Raw genomic sequence first — 20954 nt, forward strand, 5'->3', positions numbered from 1 at the left:
TCGCTGTGCTCGTTTATCCCACCCACGGCTTACACAAACATCCGGCTTTGCCGGAAGGATAGGGCATGCCCTATCCCTACAACACAACGTTAATTCGGTTATTAGTTGTAGGGTCGAGGCATGCCTCGACCGGTTTACTCTTCGGATTCGCCGTCGTCGTCTGAACCGGTTTCCATACCCAATTCCTTGATCTTGCGGGTCAAGGTGTTGCGGCCCCAACCCAGCAGGTTGGCGGCGTCGCGGCGGCGACCCGCCGTGTGCTTGAGGGCGGTTTCGATCATGATGCGTTCGAAGATCGGTACCGCAGTGTCCAGCAGGTTGACTGCGCCATGGGTCAGTTGCTGGTCGGCCCAGAAGCGCAGGTTTTGTTCCCAGTTGCCAGACGTCTGCGCGGTGCTGCCTTGTTCCATCAGTTCTGGTGGCAGGTCGTTGATCAGCACTTCGCGGCCGGAGGCCATGACGGTGATCCAGCGGCAGGTGTTTTCCAGCTGACGCACGTTACCCGGCCAGTCCAGTGAGCTGAGGAATTCTTCAGTTTCCGGGCGCAGGGTTTTGGCTTCCACGCCGAGCTCTTCGGCGGCGCGTTTGAGGAAGTGGCTCAGCAGCTTGGGAATGTCTTCCCGACGATCAGACAGGCGCGGAATGTGAATTCGGATCACGTTCAGACGGTGGAACAAGTCTTCCCGGAAGCGGCCTTCTTTCACCAGCCCTTCAAGGTTCTGGTGGGTTGCAGCAATGATACGCACGTTAACGTTGATCGGGGTGGTACCACCGACACGGTAAAATTCGCCGTCGGCCAGTACCCGCAGTAAACGGGTTTGGGTTTCGGCTGGCATGTCACCGATTTCATCGAGGAACAGGGTGCCGCCGTTGGCTTGCTCAAAGCGGCCGCGGCGCATGCCACCTGCACCGGTAAACGAGCCTTTTTCGTGGCCAAACAGTTCGGATTCAATCAGGTCGCGCGGAATGGCGGCCATGTTCAGGGCAATAAAGGGCTCGGCAGAACGCGGGCTGTGCTTGTGCAGCGCATGAGCAACCAGTTCTTTACCGGTACCGGACTCGCCGTTGATCAGCACGGTAATGTGGGATTGCGACAGGCGGCCGATGGCGCGGAAAACTTCCTGCATGGCCGGTGCTTCACCGATGATTTCCTGCTGCTCTTCCTCTTCTTCTACTGGCTCGGCTGCGGCAGAAATTTCTTCGTAGTGGGCAATGGCGCGCTGGATCAGCGATACGGCTTCGTCAACGTCGAATGGCTTTGGCAGGTATTCAAATGCGCCGCGGCGATAGGACGATACGGCGCTTTCCAGGTCGGAGTGCGCGGTCATGATGATCACCGGCAGGTTGGGCCAGCTTTCATGCACCTGATCAAGGAAGCTGAGGCCATCCATACCTGGCATGCGCACGTCGGAAATGATGGCGTCCGGGCGCTCGCGCTTGAGCTGGTTCAGGGCTGGTTCAGCTTGTTCGTAGACGCGCGTCTGGATGTTGGCCTGAGCCAGTGCTTTTTCCAGTACCCAGCGGATGGATTTGTCGTCGTCGATGATCCAGACAGTACTCATAGCGATTCCAAAGGTATGTAGATAGAGAACACAGTGCAGCCAGGTACACTGGTGAATTCGATGATGCCGTTAACCTGGTTGATCAACGACTGGGATATAGACAAGCCAAGCCCGGAGCCATCGGCACGGCCACTGACCATGGGGTAGAACAGGTCGTCGCGCAGGTCTTTGGGGATGCCGGGGCCGTTGTCGACCACATCAATATGGGCTACCAGGCGGTGACGGTGCTGGCCAATGGTGAACTGTCGCACGGTTCGGGTCTTGATGGTGAGACTTGGCGGTTGTTGTTGGTTCGGGTTTTCCAGCATTGCCTGCATGGCATTGCGGCAGATGTTCAGGAACGCCTGAATCAGCTGATTACGGTCGGCCACAATTTCCGGAATGGATGGGTCGTAGTCGCGGTGAATTTGCACCACGTTGTTACTTTCCACCTCAATCAATTGGCACACCCGTTCGGTGACTTCGTGCAAGCTGAATTCTTCGGTTTGTGGCAGGTTACGAGGGCCTAACAGTCGATCGACCAGATCGCGCAGGCGATCGGCTTCTTCGATGATGATGTTGGTATATTCCTTCAGGTCTGTGCTTGGCAGTTCGCGCTCCAGCAGCTGTGCCGAACCTCTAATCCCGCCCAGCGGGTTCTTGATCTCATGGGCCAGGCCACGCACCAGAGAGCGGGTGGTTTCCTGCTTGGCAATCAATTGTTCTTCGCGGCTGATGCGCATCAGACGGTCGCGGCCTTGCAATTCCATCAACAGGGTCGGCATACGGGTTTCCGGGTGGGAAACCGGGCTGATACTGTAATCCAGTGTCAGGGTTTGCTGATTGTGCAGCACGATGTGTGCTTCGCGACGGGTGTAGGAATGACCGGTAATAACGGCATCGCGCATGGCCTCGATGTCGTCGTCATCTTCTTTGACCACTTCGTAGTAGGGAGCTCCGATACCGCGTTTGCCGCTGACTTCCAGCAGCGCTTCGGCTGATGGATTCATGTAGATGATGGTGAGCTCGGCATCCAGCAACAGAACCCCTGTGTTCAGGTTTTCCATGAGTCGCTGTGAGAGCAGTGGACTGGCACGCATACGGTATTGTCTCCCTTTTGCAGCACGTTTTTGCAAGAAGCGAGCCACAGTTGCTTAATGCACAACATTAGCGCTTGTCGCGCATTAGGATGTGGCGTACTGGAATAAGTTACCGAAAGCGGGGTTTTTTATCTGCACCAAAATAAGACTTATGTTTCTTTTGTGTTCTTTTTTGGTGCGATTGGTGTTTGGTATTGGTTCTGAATGCCTTTCAATAGAGCAAAACTGCACTCTTGTTCAGGAAGACTTTGAATTACTCTGAGCCGCTCTGCGCAGTTGCCCTATCTATCAAGTGTTAGTCATTGGCTGGGCGACGATTCAGCAAGGATGGCTGTTGAATGTAAATGTTGATGGTGCGGCTTTTCAACAGGGTGCGATTACGGTCATCGACAATGCGGGCTTCCAGGATGTGTTTGCCGCGGCTCAGGTTTTTCAGTGGGTAGCTGTTGCTGGTACCGCGACCGCTGGTGTTGCCATCGACCGTCAGGATGATTTCATCATCGGGCCGTAAGGCTGGTTGCACGTCAATCACGGCGCTGAGTTCGGACGCCAATCCGTGGGGGATGTTGGCTTCGTTGTTGGGGCTGAGGATTTGCACATTGGTGTAGAAGTTTTCAGGCTCCAGGTCGACGGGCTCTGTTTCTCCCTGTTGCTTTTTCACCTTGAAGGCTGGCACCGTGGGCAGCGCTTCCACTTCGTGGGTTTCGGCGTCGGCGCTGGGGCGGTCGCTGAAGATCAGATTGCCTTCCGCATCGCGGGTCACGTACACCTGGGTTGTGGCGATGGCATTAAAGCTAACCAGTGTTAGAAAAAGCAGTAGAAAGCGTGTCATGTCAGCTCCTGCAGAAGGTCTCTGATGAGTAAATGTGTCTGCTGTAGACCATCTTTGTTCCCTTAAAGGTAAATAGCAAGGGAGCGGTGTTTGGATGATTGAAATTGTGAGGAATAACCAATGAAAGGTGTGATTCAGCGGGTGGCGCATGCCAGCGTGGTGGTGGAGGGTGAAATCGTTGGAGAGATTGGCCAGGGCATCATGTTGCTGTTGGGGGTTGAGCCGGAAGACACCGAAGCCGTTGCCGATAAAATGCTGCACAAGGTGTTGGGCTACCGGATTTTTCCGGATGCCGATGGCCGTATGAATCTTAGTCTGAAGGACATTGCCGGTGAATTGCTGGTGGTCTCGCAATTTACCCTCGCTGCCGATACTCGCAAGGGCATGCGACCGGGTTTCTCGACCGCTGCCAAGCCCGATCATGCCGAGCGTTTGTACGAGTATTTTTCTGCTGAGGCTGCCAGGTCGGTTACCGTCGCCAATGGCCATTTTGGTGCCGATATGAAGGTGTCACTGCTGAACGACGGACCGGTGACTTTTCTGATGGATGTACAGCCTTGATATTCAGGCCTTGAGCTCAGACGCCCAGTCTAATAGCAAGGAAATTGAGCGTTTTTTAGCGATGCAATTGTTGTTTATATTGGGAATAAATGTTCCTGTATTTTAATTTTGTTGCCCCATTCGGCCTTATTACAATTTGATGAAATATCCGAATGACAATGCCCATGGATGGGTCAGGTGCAACCAGTATGAATTTAACGCAGTTTTCCCTCCCGGGTGTGGGCATATTCCAGACCTTCCTGACGGTTCAGACCGAACAGCCGACCAGTGGTCGCCAGCATGTTCGGTCTACCGGCCCCTTGATCATCGATCACACACCTTCGACGGTGTTAATGGCAGACGATGGCCGCAGTGTATTGAAGTTTATCAAGGCCCGTAGCTGGCATGAGTACTTCAAAACCTTCTGGGCGCGCAGCCGCTTGTTCAAAGAAGTAAAAGGCAATCAGCTGCTGGCCGGTTTGGGCATTGAGGTTGCGCGTATTCATGAAGTGGGCATCGGCCTGGTGCCGGGCTACAAGTACCGCTACCTGGGTTATTACCTGATGGAAGACCTGGCGGCACGACAAGCGGTGGAAATGCTGAGCTGGTTCCAGTCTGGCGAAGTCAGCGAGGTGCAACGCACGCAGTGGCTGGACCGGGTGATTGATGATTTGCGCACCATGCGTGACGCCGGTGTGATCTTTTCCGATTGCCATTTGCGCAATGTATTCGCCCAGCCGAATTCCGACCGGGTGATCTGGATTGATACCGGGGTTACCCGTTATCTGTGTCCGCGTAGCCGCAAGTTTGCTCGCAAGTTCAATTTCTCGATGCGTCGTTTTGCCAACTATCACGATGGTGAATTGACCCTGAGCGAAGAAGAAAAACGTCGTATTCTGGCGCTGCAATTGCCTGAATAAGACGCCTTCTGTGACGGCTGTTCAGCCGTCACTCCTGCTACTTTTGACCCCCTCGGTCGTCCCTTGTTGTCCTGCCAACTGCTGCTAACGTACCGGTGACGTTGGTTTCCTTCTACGCTTAGCATGAGCCTCTGATACAGCAGCGCTGGACTAGGGACCCTCTGAAAAACTCGGTGCCCGCTCTGGATGACAGGGCGAAGCTGAATCACGAAGCTGATTTGCAGTCCTGACGGGTCAAGTCAAAAATCAGCGACACAGAGTCAGCAATGCCCTGCCATCCCCGTAGGGCGCGGCCTGCAGCCCGCCAGAGCGGCGTTGGCGAATTCGAAAAGGACCCGTCATTTCGCTGCATTCGCCGCCTTGTTCTGACAACCTGCAGGACTCGCGCAGAGCTGTGCAGAGTTTTTCAGAGGGTCCCTAGGTCCGGTTCAGTTTTCCGACTTTCATTCGTGTTGGCCAAACAGAGGCGGCTGAACGCGTTATCTCGCGGGGGAGCGACGATGGCACAACACTCATCCCTGATGACCTTTTTGCTTTGGCTGCAAAGCCTGATCGTGATGCTTTTTGCGGGCTGGTTGTTGTGGGACCTCGGTCTGCTGGGCAAGCTGCTGGCGGAGGACGTTACCCGCCTCAGCTCGGTGGCTATGCTGTTGTTTATCGGCAGCAGTGCTTACTGCGGCTACCGGGCATGGTGGCTGTCCCGCGAGTTTGACGCCTTGCCGCACGTTAAAGGCTCGTCTTCAGCACCTCCGCAGCCAGGACGGCTCGGCAGTGATTACCTGCAGGTTTTGGGGCCGGACGATGCTGAAAACGCCATCGCTGCCGAAGTGCTGGCAGAGCGGGCCAAGGGCAGTCATCAAACCGCCTGGTTTCTGGCCGGGGTGCTGGTCAAATTAGGATTATTGGGCACGGTTGTCGGGTTCATCCTGATGTTGGGTTCGGTGTCGGGGCTCGAAAACCTCGATACCTCCGACATCAAGGAGCTGATGCAGCAAATGACCACCGGCATGGGTGTGGCGATGAACACCACGCTGGTGGGATTGGTTTGCAGCATGTTGTTGGGTGGCCAGTGTTTGTTGCTGGATCGGGCGGCGGATCAGCTGGTGGTCGACACCTTGTGTCTGGGCCAGTTGGGTAAACGCCCTTCCGGCGAGAGCGGCCACTGATGGCGTTGTTTCGCCGTCACCAGCAGGCGGACATCGACCCATTCACCGACCTGCTGTTCAACGCCTTGCTGACCTTCACCTTCCTGTTTCTGATTGCGCTGGTGCTGCTAAATCCGCCAGCGCAAACCGGCATTATTGACCCCAAGGCGGAGTTTCTGATCACCGTCAGTTGGCCTGATGGCAATCCCAACGACATAGATATCTGGATGGCCGGGCCGGACGGCATGCAGGTGAATTACAAGCAACCGCAGTCGGGGCTGATGCATCTTGATCGAGATGACCGCGGCATGATTAACGACACCCAGGTGGTGAATGGCACCGTGATTGATAACCCCTTGAATCAGGAAGTGCTGACCCTGCGTGGTCGGCCGCCAGGGGAGTACATCGTTAACCTGCATTACTTCAAAACCCAGCAATCTGGTAGTGCCTCGATGCTTGAGGGTTCAAGTGCCAATGCTGCGACGGTGCCGGTTACCGTGTATCTGGCGGAGGTAAATCCCCGTATGAAAGTGCTGTTTTACAACACCAAAGAGCTGCAAAAGGAAGGCGATGAAATCACAGCCTTCCGGTTCACCATATTGCCCGATGGCCGGGTAACGAATATCAATGAACTGCAAAAGCGCCTGGTACAGGGGCAGAACAAATGACGCCGGCTAACACACACATGGACGCCATACGCCTGAGCTATGGACAGCAGATTTTTCGACAGCGGAGCACAGCATGACTGAAACCCTTCTGATTCTGGTACTGGCCTATCTGGTGGTGGCGCTGCTGTTAATTCTGGCGCTGCTCTACAGTCGCTGGAAAGCCGGTCCCAAGTTGCTGCTGGTAATGCTGAGCGGGCTGTTGTTCTGGGCCAGTTATGACGGCTGGAAGCAAAGCCAGGGCTGGCCAACCAGCACCGCCTTGCCAGACAAGTTTCTGCTGCACTACTCCGTGATCGAAGAGCCCGACGACGTGGCGGGCACCGACGGTGCTATCTACATTTGGGCCACCGACCTCGCCAATAATCAGTTGGCGGACGTGCCTCGTGCCTACCGTCAGCCGTATTCGCAGGAACTGCATGCCAAGGTAGAAAGTGCCATGCGGCGGGCCAAGGCCGGTAATTTGCAGTTGGGCCTCAGGCGCAGCACTGAAGACCTGCCAGAGGTGAAGCGTTTCCGGATGGAGCTGGGCGACAAGCCGATTGAACTGGAGTTTGTTCCGGTTCCCGATCCAGCCTTGCCGGAGAAATAACATGATGCGTCGGATACTGTTACTGGGGCTGATGTGTGGCTTATTAGCCGGGTGTTCTTCGCCTTCTGAACCGCATGGCTGGTTTCCGTTGCAGCCGGGGTATCACTGGTCCTATCAGGTGACTGAACGGGTGTCCGAAGCGGTTGAAGAACGCTTTGGCGATGCCGATGCTGTCACGGCGACCCATATTCGGCGCTTTGATGTTGAAACCCATACCGTGGCGTCGACAGACTATTTTAGCGATCTTTTGGAGGGTGATTCTGCTCCGGTGTTTGCTCGCTACACCAGCGATGGCACCCGCTATTTCTACAGCGTGACTGATGAAGGGGTCATGCAGCTGGGAGTCCAGAATCTGATTGAGTACCAGCCGAGGCTGCGCTCCGAGCCGCTGCTGACGATTCCGGCGTTGGACGTTTTGCAGCACGGTATCAGCTGGAACATGCCAACTCGCCCGTATCTGTTGCACAGCACCCAGAGTCATGTGGCCTGGAACCGTTCCAGCAATGGCTTTGAGCTGACGTTTGAACTGCTGGAAGAAGGCATCACGCTGACTACGCCAGCAGGCCGGTTTGACAACTGCATTCTACTGGAGGGACGGGCCTTGATTGGCTTGTACGCCGATCCGCGGCTGGGCTATCAGGAGGTCGAAGTTACCCAGAAGGAATGGTACGCGCCCGGGGTTGGGCTGGTGCGACTGGAGCGTAACGAGCCAATGGATCTGGCGATGTTCAAGGGCGGTTCGGTGCAATTCGAGCTGGTGTCCTTCAGGTCGCCATGAAACCTGTTTGTTCGCAGTCTTCTTGATTATTAAAAGACGATCGGTCTATATTGTTGTTCAGTCACTGAATCAGGCTTTGAGTTCGCCATTTATGAGCGCCAGCAGCAGTAACCATTCCAGCAGTCACTCCAATATCCGTACTGAATCGGCGCAACTTGCGACTGTGAAACGAGGGCGTGGGCGTCCGCCAAAGGACGGCCGCAGTGCAGCGGAAACCCGCCAACTGTTGATCCGCAGTGGGGTGGAAGTTCTTACCGCTCAGGGCTTCAGTGCCACCGGACTGGATCAGTTACTGAAGCGGGTAGGGGTGCCGAAAGGTTCGTTCTATCACTTCTTTGAGAGCAAGGAAGCCTACGTACATGCGGTGGTCGAGCACTATGGCCGATCGTTCGAGCGCATGCTGGCGGACAGCTTTGAGTGCCAGCAGTTAGCCCCGTTGCAACGGCTGCAGCGCTTTGTAAACAACGCCGCTGAGTGGATGGCCAAACATCAGTATCGACGCGGCTGTCTGGTGGGCAACCTGGGGCAGGAGGTGAACCAGTTACCCGAAAGTCTCAGGGCACCGTTGCAGCAGATTCTGGCAAGCTGGGAGCAACAGGTGGCCCAATGTCTTGAGGCGGCGGGCATCGAACAAGCAGAGACGCTGGCTCACGTATTCTGGATTGGTTGGGAAGGCGCGGTGATGCGGGCCCGACTGGAGCAAAGCGCCGAGCCACTGCACCGTTGGCATCAGTGGTTTGTTGGTAGTTTACAGCCGTAAAACCGTAACAACGGATGCCGCTTGTATAAGGTTCACCTGCCTCGCTTTTACCGGAACGATCGGCTCCGCAAAGACGGGGTATTTTTTGAATAAATAAAAGACGGTCGGTCTAAATAAATAACACCAAGTGTCAGACCCCAAAACACTACAACCCAACAGGAGTTGGTTATGAACGCTACCCAGGATTCTGTCTTCAAGGCGGTGCAAATCAACAAGGACGACGACGGCTATAGAGCTGAGCTGGTATCGCTGTCCCGCGACGCCTTGCCCGATGGCGATGTTGAGGTTCAGGTGCAGTATTCCACCCTGAACTACAAGGATGGTTTGGCCATCACGGGTAAAGGCCCTGTGGTGCGCCGCTTCCCGATGGTGCCGGGTATCGACCTGGTCGGTAGGGTGAGTGCCAGCAGCAGTGATGAATTTGCCGTGGGCGACGAGGTACTGCTGAACGGCTTTGGCGTTGGTGAAGTGCATTGGGGTGGGCTGGCGGGCATGGCTCGGCTCAACAGTGACTGGCTGATTCATAAGCCTGCGGGGCTTACAGCCCGACAAACCATGGCGATTGGCACGGCGGGATACACCGCCATGTTGTGTGTTCAAGCACTGGAAAAGCACGGTATCACGCCCGCCAGCGGCGATGTATTGGTAACCGGAGCCAATGGCGGGGTGGGCAGTTTTGCTATTGGTTTGCTGGCCAAGCTGGGTTATCGGGTGGTGGCGTCGACCGGACGGCCACAAGAATCCGATTACCTGAAGCATCTGGGAGCGGCCGAAATTATTGGCCGCGCTGAGCTGTCAGAACCCGGCAAGCCGTTCCAGAAAGAACGCTGGGCGGCGGCGGTGGATTCGGTCGGGTCTCACACCCTCGCCAATGTGCTGGCCAGTACCCGTTATGGTGGCACGGTTGCGGCCTGTGGGCTGGCACAAGGGGCTGATCTGCCGGCGACGGTGATGCCGTTTATTCTGCGGGGAGTGACGCTGGCGGGCATCGACAGTGTGATGCGTCCGAAAGCCGACCGGGTTGAGGCCTGGCGACGGCTGGAGCAATTGGTGAGTGACGACATGCTCGACGGTATCAGTCATGAAATTGGTTTGGCAGAGGTGGTTGATACTGCAGGCAGATTGATGGCCGGACAGGTGCGTGGACGGGTGATTGTGGATGTAAATAAATAGGATTGGCCCCGGTCGTTAATACCAGAGGGAGCGAAGCTCCCTCGTCTTCGCTCCCTAGTGGATAAGGAAGACCACTTACAAGCGGAAGCCGGATACCTGCTGGTTGAGGCGGCTGGCGCGGGATTTCAGGTCGCCAACGGCTTCCTTCATAGTATTCACGCTTTGGCTGCCTTGCTCACTCATGGCCTTGGCCGATGTCAGGTTGTCGTTGATGTGGCCGATCACCGAGGTTTGCTCTTCAATGGCGGAGGCAATCTGGATGATGCGGTCGCTGATGTTTACCAATGAACCCGAAATCGTCTGAATGTTTTCCTGCGAACGGCTGGCCAAAACTACGGTTTGCTCAGCTTTGTTCTGGCTTTCTTCCATAGCACCCACCGCACGGCCGACTCCTGCACGCAGCCGTTCGATCATTTCGTTGATGTCACCGGTAGACTGCTGGGTTCGACTGGCCAGCGTTCGTACCTCGTCGGCTACCACCGCAAAACCACGGCCTTGCTCACCGGCGCGGGCCGCTTCAATCGCAGCGTTCAGCGCCAACAGGTTGGTCTGTTCGGCAATGCCCTTGATAACGTCCAGCACCGATTCAATATTGGTGGTTTCAGCTTCCAGGGCCTGAATGACTTCGCCGGAGTCATCCACTCGCTGCACCAGAATGCGCAGCTCTTCCATGGCTTTGGCAAATTCCTGGGCGACCATTTGCGCAGTATCTTCAGAGGCTTTGGTCTCTTCAGAGACCTTCTGGGTGTTGACTGATACTTCCTGAATGGCGAGGCCCATTTGACCGTTTGCTGTGGCCACCATTTCCATCGCCGATGAGTATTCCATGCTGATGTTCTGACTGTCAGCGGCGCTGGCTTGCAGTCGTTCGGTGGTATTGGCAACGCCATCGGACTCCTGACGAATGTTGCCAATCATGGCCCGCAGATTGTCCATAAAGTCGTTGAAATGCTGCGCCATAACACCCAGCTCGTCGGCGGATTTCAGGTTCATATAAGCGTTCAGGTCACCCTGGCCCTTGGCCAGTTTTTCCAGCGCATCGCTCATGGTGCGTACCGGTTTGGTGATGACTTTGGGGAAGGTGGCTGCAAATACCACCACCATCAGAAGGGCCAGACCGACCAGCGTCAGAATGGTGGTCATGGCCGATTCACGGTGCTCGGTAGCAAGGGCATTCTGGGCTTGTGATTCCTTGCTGGCCATTTCACCCAGCTTGTCGAGAAGATCCCGAACCGCACCGAACTGGCTGTCGAGCTGCCCTGTGGTGATGGTTTGGGCTTGCTGTCGGTTGAAACGGCCTTGCTCCAGTGCAGTAACAAACTGGCTGCTCTGCTGCCGCCATCGTTCAAACTCCGCCAAAAAGGCATCGGCTTGTTTACGGATACCGTCACTCACCTGTAGGGATTTGACCTTGGTGATGCGGTCGAAAACCTGTTGTACGTTTTCGTCATGCTCGCCCTTGAGTGACTCGTCGGTCATGCCCAGCGCCATGCTGCGCTCGGCCAGCTTGGCCTGGTAGAGGTCGCGGTCGGCGTTGAGAATCAGGTCGATGGCCGGCAGGTACTCTGTGTTGATCTGGCCATATTCCCTGGCGACTTGTCCCATGCTACTGATTTGCACATACGATAGCACCAGCATCAGTAACGCCGTGAGGGCAGTAGGCAAGAGGATTTTGCTTGTGAGGCCGAGGTTGGACCAGTTCATAAAGTACTCCAGAGTCATGCAATGGTGAAGCCATCCCTTTGGGGGATTCTTTAAGCCTAGTCGCTGTATCGGCTGGAGCAGGATTAAATTGAAGGAAAACTTAGCGTGGCGGATCGATGACTCCATTCACTGAGGTATTGATGCGAAACCAGCCCGCAATGCTGTAGCGATCGCGCTTGGCAGGCAGCACTTCATGAGGAAACTCTTCGCTCAAAAAGGTCACCAGAGTGCCGAATTCCGGCTGCAGTACCGCCCGTACGGCATCGCTGTGCTCGCTTTCGTACACCACCAGCTCGCCACCGTCGGCAAGATGCCACTCCGGGTTGAGGTAAAACACCGTGGTCAGCATGCGATTGGACTTGCCCTTGAAGGCATCCAGATGGCGTTTGTAAAAGGCACCGGGCTGGTAGTGGGCAAAATGACATTCATGGCTGAACAGCCCCAGCAGCAGGCGGCGGTTCATGGCGACTCGCATTTCATCCATAAAATTCAACCAACACGATTCGGCATCATCCTGTCGGCTCAACCAGTGAATTTTGTCACGACGCACGCGCTCATTGAGCTGGTGTTCCTGCAAACGCCCGGTGCCCGCGCTTTCCATTTGATGAGATTGTAACTGCATCAGGCGTTTGAACAGGCGGCTGGCGAGGCATTCGGTGGTGTCTGTGGCGACGCTGACATCTTTCAGGCGCACCACCGACAGACCTGTTTGGCGCAGGTCATTGGCAATGGCGTCGAACAACGAGTCTTGCATGGGGCGGCTATCGGCTCCGGGCAACGAAATAAGAGGCGCGCGAGTTTCGTGCCTGATTAGCTGGCAAGACAGCGAAATTTTGTTGTCCTGTCGATCTGAAACTTTTGTTGGTCATCGATCAGGCTGAGGAGTAAATAGCAAATTATGCCGTCAGGCAGTTTCCAGGGCGTTATTGATCAGCAAAAGAGGAATGGTCATGGCCAAGCAATTTGAAGAATACGAACAAAACGATTTCGACGAAGAACCCAAGCGCCGCATGCGCCAGCGCAGCCCGGACTATGAGCGCAAGAAGCGCCGTGCCGAAGCCTATCTGGAAAAGCGTCGTCTGCAGGACATGCTGGGCTTTGATGTTGACTACCCGGATTACGGCTAACCCAATTCCAAGGACATTTTTACACCATTGAACACCTTGCCATCGTCACTGGTTGACGTACTGAAAAGCCTGATCCGCTGCCCTTCGGTAGTGGGTCATGAGCACGCATTCTTCCGCGTTTTACAGCGGGAGCTGGAAGATCGGGGCGCCAGGGTAACCTGGTATGAGGGGCTGTTGGTGGCGCAAGGGAATGACCCTATGTCGCTGATGTTCTCGGCCCATATCGACCGTCATGGGCTGGTGTGTACCGGCCCCAATGAATTCCAGTACGCTGCGTTTGTGGCCGGTGCCCGTTCTGACTTGCTGGGCAATTCGGTTTCCGAAGAACTGATGATGCAAATTGTGGATCGGTTTGCCGAGGAGCGCGTTTATGCCTACGACCCATGGTCGGGTATGTACCGCGGTCAGGGACACATCAGCAATGCCTATATTTGCCCTAACCGCAACAACCTGATCTTTGAACTGGATGGCTTGTCGCATCTTGTGGCCGGCACGCCAGTGGCGTTTCAGGATCGCCTGCGGGTGGAAGAGGGACGTCTTTGGGGACAGCTGGATAACGTGCTGACGGCCGCCATGCTGGTGTATTTGTTCGAGCGTGGTTTCCAGGGCACGGCGTTTTTTACTGCGCAGGAAGAAGCCGGTAAAAGCTGGCGCTACTTGCTGGAGTGGTTCCGTCGTTTTGGCGGCTCCACCAACCAGCTGGTGGTGGTCGATACCAGTCCGTATGCCGATATTGCGGCTGCGAATCAGCAGCAGCTGGTACTGCGTAACCGTGATGCCAACGCCGCATTTAACCGTTCGATGACCGAGCAGTTGATGTCAGTGTGCGACAAGTTGGGCTTGCAGGTGAGCTTCAAGGATAAGTACATCGAGCAGCAAAACCGCGAATTAGTGGCGTCAGGAAAACCGGAAAAGTCCCTTGGCAGCACCGAGCTGGGACGCATTGTGTCGGCATCAAATGGGTTGGTGGACGGGACTACTTTGCAAATTCCGACCACCGGTTACCACACCATGGACGAATCGGCCGACCTCGGCGCCTGCATGGCCTTTCTGGAAGTGCTTGAGTCCCTGTCAGGGTTGAGAGAGGGCTGAGACAGAGCTGACAGCAGGCACGGAAGACTGCTAAGGCAGCCGAGGTGTACAGCAAGCAGTAGCCGAGCGAAGCTCAGACTTCCTCGGCTTCTGTCAGCAGTGCACGTTGAAGCCGTTCGGTCACTTTTAGCAAGTGGAAGCCATGGTGGCTTTTTATCGGCGCGGGGTAGACGCTGTTTGACGGGTCTTGATCGTTTTCCAACGGTGCCAGTGTCGCCAATACAGCAGTGGGCAAATCATCCAGCGGCAGGCTGCCGCAGATTCCTTGATTGGTAGCACTCGGACACACTGAGTATTCTCTTGCGATGGCGCTGAATTCGGCACCAGCCATCAATTCACCATGAAGCTGATCGGCCAGTTGGCGGTTGCGAACCAGAATGTGTTGCAGGGCAATGCGTTGCGGAGAAGAACTGGCCATAGGGTGGCTCCTGCCGGGTCAATCTCTTCAGTCTAGTCCAGAAATTGGCAGCCAGCAGGCGGGCAGCAGTCAGCGACAGCGGTGGCAGGTTCGGCCTGAGCCGGAGTCAGTCACCGCGCTCACAGGAAGTCAGTCCTTGCGGTCTGGCAGGGTGACGTTCAGTTCCAGAATCGAGGTCTGGCCCTGATTGTCGAGTTGCACGGATACGTCGTCGTCACCAATTTCAACGTACTTGCGAATCACTTCCAGAATATCGCGTTCCAGCTGAGGCAGGTAGTCAGGGCCGTTGTGACGCAAGCGGTCGTGGGCCACCAACACCCGCAGGCGTTCTTTGGCAACCGATGCGCTACTTTTCTGCTCCTTGCGAAAAATATCCATCAGGCTCATATCAACCTCCAAATACGCGCTTCAGGAAGCTTTTCTTTTGCTTCTCCAGGAAGCGGTGAGGACGGTCTTCGCCAAGGTAGCGAGATACCGCGTCGTCGTAGGCCTGGCCTGCGTCGCTCTCGGAATCGTGCACCACAGGAACACCCTGGTTGGAGGCTTTCAGAACCGCTTCGGATTCCGGAATCACGCCCAGCAGCGGAATTGCCAGAATTTCTTCGACATCCTGCACCGACAGCATTTCGCCACGCTCAACCCGCTCCGGGTTGTAACGGGTCAGAAGCAGGTGCTCTTTCACAGCCTTGCCTTGTTCAGCCAGGCGTGACTTGCTTTGCAGAATGCCGATGATGCGGTCGGAGTCGCGTACTGATGACACTTCCGGGTTGGTGACGATGATGGCTTCTTCGGCAAAGTACAGCGCCATCTGGGCACCGTGCTCAATACCGGCCGGTGAGTCACAAACGATGTAGTCGAAGGACTCGGACAGTTCGTTCAGAACCTTCTCAACCCCTTCGTGGCTGAGCGCGTCCTTGTCGCGGGTTTGTGAGGCTGGCAGCACATAGAGGTTGTCGAGCTTCTTGTCCTTGATCAGGGTTTGGCCGAGGGTCGACTCGCCCTGAATCAGGTTGACGAAGTCGTAAACCACACGGCGCTCGCAGCCCATGACGAGATCAAGGTTACGCAGACCCACATCGAAGTCGATGACGACGGTTTTGTGTCCCTTCAAAGCCAGCGCCGAGGCAAATGCCGCACTGGTGGTAGTTTTTCCGACCCCGCCTTTACCCGAGGTCACTACGATGATTTTTGCCACGATGGGTGTCCTGATAGTTCTGCTGTTAGTTACTTATTTATCGGCGCCACGAATGACCAGCTGATCGTCTTCCAAACTGACCAGCACACTCTGGTTCATCAGGGCGTGTTCATTTTCAAACAATTGATACTGACCGGCAATGGCGATCAGCTGGGCATCAAACCGGCTGCAACTGATGGTTGCGTCCGGTGAGCCTTTGACCCCGGCAAGGGCTTTGCCGCGCAGCGCACCCAGTACATGAATATGACCGGTAGCCAGCACCTCAGCCCCGGCGCTGACCATACCGATGATGAACAGGTCACCATCAAAATACAGTTGTTGGCCAGAGCGCACGTTGCCCTGGTGTACCCGGGTGGTCGACGCCATAGGCAATTCGGCAGCGCTTGCTTCGCTTGTTTCCGCGTTAGTGGTATCTGAATTACTGGTTGCTTCGGTGCTGTTGGCGTTATTGGCTGGCTCTTCAACCGCGGCTTTACGGGAGCGCCCGGCACTTTGCTTGCCAAAATCGGCCAGTGCCAGCTGCTGACAGGCAGCTGGCAGATGCGGCGGGCAGTTGCGTACGCCAATGACCGCCAGACCATGCTGACGCAGGCATTCGACCAATGCCGTTAACTGCTCTGCAGGCAGTGACTCTTCATCATACTCTGCCAATGACAGCAGACATGGCAGACCGTTAAACAAGGCCGGTGCTTCATTCTTGCGACGCTGAAGTTCCTGATCGAGGACTTCGGCATCGGTACTGTCCAGCTGAATGGTGGTTAACGGCACCATGCCGGTTCTGAGTTCCATTCGCGAGCTCAGCTCTCCTGTTTGGCAACCAGCGGAAAGGCATCAAAACGAACCGCATCGAGTCCATGTTGCTGCAACTGGCGAATATTCTGGTGGCTGTCGCCTGCTGGGCTGGCAACCACATCACGGTAATGTTCACCAAAGCATTTCAGAGCTTGTTCGCTGCTGAATCCGGCCAGCTCTGCCAACGCCAATACCTTGCAGGAGCCCTGGTTCTGGTCGGCTTCGTTGCGCAGGTCACCGTTCTGGAAACCGGAGGCAGTAAATTCATAGTTGGCTTCAATAAAGGCCAAGGTGTCGGCAAACGGGTGGTCAGGGCGCTCAATAGCGGTTGCAAATGCTTGGGTATCAGTCACGTGTTATTCCTTCTGTTTCAATCAGCAGGCTACCACTGCCGGCACGCTGTTGCTATGGAACAAGAGGCCAAATCGGCGCTTAAAGGCGAAAATTGCGGGCTGATCGGGATGTTCAACGGGGAAAATCTCTGTTACTGTTTTTTTATACAGTATTGCTCTTTCGAGAGAAGCCGCGGATGAACCCGATCCAAAGACAAGTAATTCATATCGACTGCGACTGCTTTTTTGCCTCCGTCGAAATGCGCGACAACCCGTCGTTGGCTCAATTGCCCTTGGCCATTGGCGGAGACCCTTCTGGCCGGGGTGTGATTGCAACCTGTAACTATGTGGCTCGGCAATACGGTGTGCGCTCTGCCATGCCTTCGGCACAGGCGCTGAAGCTGTGTCCGTCGTTGCAGTTGATGCGCGGCGATATGCAAAAGTACAAGCAGGCGTCTGTCGCCATTATGGACATCATTCGCCAGCATGCGGTGGTGTTTGAACAAGTGTCTATTGACGAAGCCTACCTTGAAGTGGCCGAACCAGCGTCAGCGCTGCAAGTGGCCGAAATCATTCGCAAGCAAGTGGCCGAACAGGTTGGCGTGACGGTGTCTGCCGGTGTTGCCCCCAACCGCTTTCTGGCCAAGGTGGCCAGTGATTACAACAAGCCTAATGGCGTGACCTGGGTGCCGTTGGAGAAAGTTACCGAATTTGTCGACGGCCTCGATGTACGGGCGATTCCCGGTGTGGGGCCAAAACTGGAAGAACGTTTGAACGCCGACGGCATTCGCACCTGTGCCCAGCTCAAGGAATTGACGCTGGCCCATCTGATTCATCACTACGGGCGCATGGGGGCGACACTGTTCGATCGCTGTCGTGGTATTGATCAGCGGCCGTTAAAGCCTGAACTAGTGCGTAAAAGCGTCAGTGTTGAGCGCACTTTCAGTCAGGACATGGGGACCGAAGACGAATGCCTGAATCAGCTGCCGTTGTTGTGGCAACGCTGGCAGGAGCGGGTGGTACAAGCCGGGTGGCAACAGGAGCGTTTACAGCCGTTTGTGAAGGTGAAGTTTGCCGACTTTACTCAAACCACGCTGGCGGACTGTCATGTGAATGCGGATCTGGAAGGATTCCAGAGCATGCTCCGGTCGGCACTAAAGCGACAGGACAAGCAGGTACGGTTGCTGGGCATTGGTGCTCGTCATCCAGAGCAGAATCCGGCACAGGGCTGTTTGTTTTAAACAGAAAAACGCCCGGGCGGTGATGGCCGTCCGGGCGTTTTTGTTTTTGCGGTGCTTATTATTTTGGAATCTTAGAGGCTGATAGAAGCAAACATCCCCGCAGGCCAGATCAGGAACGATCCCAGGCTTAACAGCATGCCCAACGCTGCGCCTACTACCACGTCGGTCGGATAGTGCATCCCCAGTACCACTCGTGAAACCGCGACCAGGGCGGCAAATGGTACAACCAACCAGAACAGTTCCGGGAAAAACCAGCAAATCAGGGTGGCAAAGTTCACCGCGTTCATGGTGTGGCCGGATGGAAAACTGTACAGGTCGAGCGGTGCTGTGTGGGCCTGAATGGCATCAAACGAAATAAATGGCCGTTGGCGCACCAGACGGTTTTTCAACTGGCTGTAAATCCCCACACACAGCAGTCCAAGTACGGCCATGTGGCCCAGAGCCTCCAGCCCTTCAATGCCGTAAACCAGTGGCAGCATCAGTGCCAGCGAGTACCAGAACACGCCATCGCCTGCACGGCTGATACCTTTGAAAAACAAGCGTATGCTGCGGTGGTAACCCAGTTGGTTCATCCACTGGCAGAGGCTCAGTTCGAGGCGATCTGCCTTATTGAACAGTAGCGCTGTCTTCGGGTGTAACTGCTTTGCGATTGCCATTTTGAGTTACCTTTGTAGGGGCGCAACCAAGGCGCAGAACAAACTCATCTACAATGCTGTTCCAGGAAATGCCTTCCGCGTGGCGGCGGGCTTCCTGACGAATATTGGTCAGCAGGTTAGGGCTGTCAGAGAGCATTTCGACCTGTTGGATAAAGGCCTCGTCTTCTCCAAACGGTGCCAGCATGCCGCTTTTGCCAGAAACAATGTGCTCATGGCCTGCGGCGTAGTCGAAGCTGACCACGGCCAGGCCGCTACTGAGTGCTTCGGTAACCACATTGCCAAACGTATCTGTCTTGCTGGGAAACAGGAACACATCACCGCTGGCATAGTGTGTTGCCAGATCGTCACCACGGCGCATGCCGCAGCAAATGATTTCCGGATATTGCTCTTTTATATGAGGTAGCTCCGGGCCATCTCCCACCAGTACCAAACGAACGCGTTCGTCGCTGTTGCGCAGGCGGCGATAGGCTGCCAGTGCCAGATCCATGTTTTTTTCACCGGCGATACGGCCGACGTACAACAGCACCAGATCCTGATCGCTGACGCCCCAGGCTTTGCGCAAGGCGGCACTGCGTTTCTGTGGTGTGAACATATCGCTGTTCACCCCACGGGATAGCACTCGTACATTGTGGAAGCCGTGGGCATCCAGTTCATCGCGCTGTATACGGGTAGGCACCAGAGTGCCGTGGGTCTGATTGTGAAAATGGCGCAGGTAGCGATACGCCAATCGCTCCAGACCGCGCAAGCGGTAGTGTTCAATGTATTGGTGAAAGTTGGTGTGAAAGCCACTCCACACCGGAATGCCGGCTTTGCGGGCTGCCCGTACGGCGGAATAACCCATCGGCCCTTCGGTGGCGACGTACACCGCGGTGGGGGCGAATTGCTTGATTGCGCGGCTGATTCGACCGGTGAACGGCACACCGAACCGAAGCTCCTTGTAACCGGGGATCGGCATTCCCGGCAACGTGACCGTTTGCAGGTTCTCTTCCGAGCAAGAAAGGTCTTGCTTGTTCTGCCGTGGACGAATCACTTGCACCATGATGCCGCGAGCGCGCATGCCTTCTACCAACTGGGTCAGCGTGTGGGCCACCCCGTTGATTTCCGGGGCAAAGGTTTCAGTCACAATGGTGACGCGCTGCAGTTGCTCTGTCATGGTCGCTACATTCTCTGTATTTGACTCCATACTCTGCTCTGGCTGTATGACAGTTACTTGAACGGTGAGTGACAATCGGGTGAAAGCCTGCGGTGCGAAAGCGAGTAATCGTTGAGCTAGAGGGGACATCTATTTAATCCTGCACGGCTCTGCACGAGTGTTGCCGTTGTTCAGTGCAAGGCGACGAACGCAGTGGAATGACGAGTCCTTTTCAAGTTCGTCAACACAGTACTGGGCAGCGGCAACCCGCGCCCTGCGGGGGCTGCCGGATGATCTCGACTCAGTGTCGCCGACTTTTGACTTGACCCGTCAGGCCCGCAAGTCGGCTTCGAGATTCGAAACCACCCGGTAGCCCAGAGTGAGCACCGGATTAAATAGATGTCCCCTAGAAAGTAAGCAGCAGGAGAGACTGGCGGGAGCAGTTGAGTGGAGCGATAAAAGAGCGGTGATTAGAAGAAGGAGGGCTAGCGTGTTGTCAGGGGAAAGACCTTACCCTCTTTATGTTATGCCGCTTCCGGGTTGTTGCTGGTGCGTGCCGATGCCAGGTTCTGGAACAACGCCTGTAATCGTTTGGCTGACTGCTGATTCTGGTAGCTCTGCTCCTGCGACACCATGGTATCCAGACTTTCCAGCGATGAGGTTTCGCTGTTGCTCATATGGGCGCGCAATTGGGAGAACGCCAGCAGGTCTTTCTGGTTGATCAAGCCATACTGTTGCAAGTTGGTTTGCAGCTCGGATAGCTGTTCTGGCTTGAGGTTGACGACATCAAAATCGGTGGCAATGGCGCTGATCAGAATGGCGCGGGTGGACGGCTGATAATCGCTGTTTGCAGCCTGATCAGCAACGGCTTCGTTACTTTGGCTTGTGGCCACGGCGGCTGTTGCAGCATCGGTTTCCGTGCTGCTTGCCAGCGGTCCCTGATTTTGCAAATAGTTGGTTAATGAGCCCAGTAACATCGGCAGTCTCCAGCGTCATACGAAACGGCGTCTGGTGTCTGGTACCTGTAGAGGGGCCCCAATTCGCCGATACTGATACAAAGCAAACGCGGTGCCAAAAACAAAACGTGTTATATATCAATGGTTTGTAGGTTTTTGAGGCGGTTGGGCGAATGCGCTGCGGCAGGAATAAGCCGGTTTTCCATGGCTGTTGGGTCCATCATCCTTGCCGCAGGCAATGGGTTGCCAGCGGGTGAGTCAAG

General features: G+C 55.5%; 24 protein-coding genes. 11 read left to right on the forward strand and 13 right to left on the reverse strand.

Annotated elements, in window-relative coordinates:
- Window positions 1-134 precede the first annotated feature (134 nt).
- The 3 genes from ntrC to ACXADJ_RS01780 form a co-directional block, all read right to left on the reverse strand.
- Window positions 135-1562: a nitrogen regulation protein NR(I) gene (gene ntrC, locus ACXADJ_RS01770; RefSeq protein WP_028293354.1), complete on the reverse strand. Its 1428-nt coding sequence runs from the start codon at window positions 1560-1562 to the stop codon at window positions 135-137.
- On the reverse strand, window positions 1559-2641 hold the full coding sequence (gene glnL, locus ACXADJ_RS01775) for a nitrogen regulation protein NR(II) (protein ID WP_475062412.1): 1083 nt from the start codon (window positions 2639-2641) through the stop codon (window positions 1559-1561). The genes ntrC and glnL overlap by 4 nt, the downstream gene beginning before the upstream one ends.
- 295 nt (window positions 2642-2936) lie before the next feature.
- Entirely contained in the window at window positions 2937-3473 is a 537-nt protein-coding gene (locus ACXADJ_RS01780) for a hypothetical protein (RefSeq protein WP_475062415.1), read from the reverse strand.
- Between the two features lie 120 nt (window positions 3474-3593).
- Between ACXADJ_RS01780 and dtd the strand changes: the two genes are divergently transcribed.
- The 8 genes from dtd to acuI all read left to right on the forward strand — a co-directional run bounded on the left by dtd (window position 3594) and on the right by acuI (window position 10046).
- Window positions 3594-4034 carry a D-aminoacyl-tRNA deacylase gene (dtd, locus tag ACXADJ_RS01785; protein WP_475062417.1) on the forward strand — a complete coding sequence of 147 codons (441 nt, stop codon included), beginning with the start codon at window positions 3594-3596 and terminating at the stop codon, window positions 4032-4034.
- Between the two features lie 188 nt (window positions 4035-4222).
- Window positions 4223-4933 carry a protein kinase family protein gene (locus ACXADJ_RS01790; RefSeq protein WP_475062419.1) on the forward strand — a complete coding sequence of 237 codons (711 nt, stop codon included), beginning with the start codon at window positions 4223-4225 and terminating at the stop codon, window positions 4931-4933.
- Between the two features lie 500 nt (window positions 4934-5433).
- Window positions 5434-6099 carry a MotA/TolQ/ExbB proton channel family protein gene (locus ACXADJ_RS01795; protein ID WP_475062422.1) on the forward strand — a complete coding sequence of 222 codons (666 nt, stop codon included), beginning with the start codon at window positions 5434-5436 and terminating at the stop codon, window positions 6097-6099.
- On the forward strand, window positions 6099-6746 hold the full coding sequence (locus ACXADJ_RS01800; RefSeq protein WP_475062424.1) for a hypothetical protein: 648 nt from the start codon (window positions 6099-6101) through the stop codon (window positions 6744-6746). Before ACXADJ_RS01795 ends, ACXADJ_RS01800 begins: the two co-directional genes overlap by 1 nt.
- Window positions 6747-6819: 73 nt before the next feature.
- Window positions 6820-7335 (forward strand): hypothetical protein, encoded by a 516-nt coding sequence (locus ACXADJ_RS01805; RefSeq protein WP_475062426.1) that lies wholly within the window; start codon window positions 6820-6822, stop codon window positions 7333-7335.
- Window position 7336: 1 nt separating this feature from the next.
- Window positions 7337-8113, forward strand: a complete 777-nt coding sequence (locus ACXADJ_RS01810; protein WP_475062428.1) for a hypothetical protein — start codon at window positions 7337-7339, stop codon at window positions 8111-8113.
- A gap of 91 nt (window positions 8114-8204) precedes the next feature.
- Window positions 8205-8873 (forward strand): acrylate utilization transcriptional regulator AcuR, encoded by a 669-nt coding sequence (gene acuR / locus ACXADJ_RS01815; RefSeq protein ID WP_475062430.1) that lies wholly within the window; start codon window positions 8205-8207, stop codon window positions 8871-8873.
- Window positions 8874-9041: 168 nt separating this feature from the next.
- Window positions 9042-10046, forward strand: coding sequence for an acrylyl-CoA reductase (NADPH) (gene acuI / locus ACXADJ_RS01820; RefSeq protein ID WP_475062432.1), 1005 nt, complete (start codon window positions 9042-9044; stop codon window positions 10044-10046).
- Between the two features lie 75 nt (window positions 10047-10121).
- Here the strand turns inward: acuI and ACXADJ_RS01825 are convergent, their stop codons facing one another.
- Both ACXADJ_RS01825 and ACXADJ_RS01830 read right to left on the reverse strand, forming a co-directional pair.
- The gene (locus tag ACXADJ_RS01825) at window positions 10122-11750 is read right to left on the reverse strand and encodes a methyl-accepting chemotaxis protein (RefSeq protein ID WP_475062434.1); all 1629 of its coding nucleotides are present in this window, start codon (window positions 11748-11750) and stop codon (window positions 10122-10124) included.
- Window positions 11751-11850: 100 nt separating this feature from the next.
- Window positions 11851-12504 carry a 2OG-Fe(II) oxygenase gene (locus ACXADJ_RS01830; RefSeq protein WP_475062437.1) on the reverse strand — a complete coding sequence of 218 codons (654 nt, stop codon included), beginning with the start codon at window positions 12502-12504 and terminating at the stop codon, window positions 11851-11853.
- Between the two features lie 196 nt (window positions 12505-12700).
- Between ACXADJ_RS01830 and ACXADJ_RS01835 the strand changes: the two genes are divergently transcribed.
- Window positions 12701-12877, forward strand: a complete 177-nt coding sequence (locus ACXADJ_RS01835; protein ID WP_156878996.1) for a PA3496 family putative envelope integrity protein — start codon at window positions 12701-12703, stop codon at window positions 12875-12877.
- Between the two features lie 27 nt (window positions 12878-12904).
- On the forward strand, window positions 12905-13969 hold the full coding sequence (locus ACXADJ_RS01840) for a peptidase M42 (RefSeq protein ID WP_475062439.1): 1065 nt from the start codon (window positions 12905-12907) through the stop codon (window positions 13967-13969).
- A gap of 73 nt (window positions 13970-14042) precedes the next feature.
- On the opposite strand, the gene ACXADJ_RS01845 is transcribed toward ACXADJ_RS01840, so the two are convergent.
- The 5 genes from ACXADJ_RS01845 to ACXADJ_RS01865 form a co-directional block, all read right to left on the reverse strand.
- Window positions 14043-14387 carry a peptidylprolyl isomerase gene (locus tag ACXADJ_RS01845; protein ID WP_475062441.1) on the reverse strand — a complete coding sequence of 115 codons (345 nt, stop codon included), beginning with the start codon at window positions 14385-14387 and terminating at the stop codon, window positions 14043-14045.
- A 129-nt stretch (window positions 14388-14516) separates the two neighbouring features.
- A complete protein-coding gene (gene minE, locus ACXADJ_RS01850) occupies window positions 14517-14774 on the reverse strand; it encodes a cell division topological specificity factor MinE (RefSeq protein WP_475062444.1) in 258 nt (85 codons plus the stop codon).
- A 1-nt stretch (window position 14775) separates the two neighbouring features.
- On the reverse strand, window positions 14776-15582 hold the full coding sequence (gene minD, locus ACXADJ_RS01855; protein ID WP_028293369.1) for a septum site-determining protein MinD: 807 nt from the start codon (window positions 15580-15582) through the stop codon (window positions 14776-14778).
- Window positions 15583-15615: 33 nt separating this feature from the next.
- A complete protein-coding gene (minC, locus tag ACXADJ_RS01860; protein ID WP_475062446.1) occupies window positions 15616-16371 on the reverse strand; it encodes a septum site-determining protein MinC in 756 nt (251 codons plus the stop codon).
- 8 nt (window positions 16372-16379) lie between these two features.
- Complete coding sequence (locus ACXADJ_RS01865; RefSeq protein WP_475062448.1) at window positions 16380-16727, reverse strand: HopJ type III effector protein; 348 nt, start codon at window positions 16725-16727, stop codon at window positions 16380-16382.
- A 176-nt stretch (window positions 16728-16903) separates the two neighbouring features.
- Between ACXADJ_RS01865 and dinB the strand changes: the two genes are divergently transcribed.
- On the forward strand, window positions 16904-17947 hold the full coding sequence (gene dinB / locus ACXADJ_RS01870) for a DNA polymerase IV (RefSeq protein WP_475062450.1): 1044 nt from the start codon (window positions 16904-16906) through the stop codon (window positions 17945-17947).
- A gap of 71 nt (window positions 17948-18018) precedes the next feature.
- Here the strand turns inward: dinB and ACXADJ_RS01875 are convergent, their stop codons facing one another.
- From ACXADJ_RS01875 to ACXADJ_RS01885, 3 genes are all read right to left on the reverse strand, one after another.
- Entirely contained in the window at window positions 18019-18603 is a 585-nt protein-coding gene (locus ACXADJ_RS01875) for a phosphatase PAP2 family protein (protein ID WP_475062453.1), read from the reverse strand.
- On the reverse strand, window positions 18554-19756 hold the full coding sequence (locus ACXADJ_RS01880) for a glycosyltransferase family 4 protein (protein ID WP_475062455.1): 1203 nt from the start codon (window positions 19754-19756) through the stop codon (window positions 18554-18556). Before ACXADJ_RS01880 ends, ACXADJ_RS01875 begins: the two co-directional genes overlap by 50 nt.
- Window positions 19757-20259: 503 nt before the next feature.
- Window positions 20260-20712: a hypothetical protein gene (locus ACXADJ_RS01885; protein ID WP_475062458.1), complete on the reverse strand. Its 453-nt coding sequence runs from the start codon at window positions 20710-20712 to the stop codon at window positions 20260-20262.
- Window positions 20713-20954: the final 242 nt, after the last annotated feature.

The organism is Oceanobacter sp. ABM4_470 (assembly GCF_056158645.1).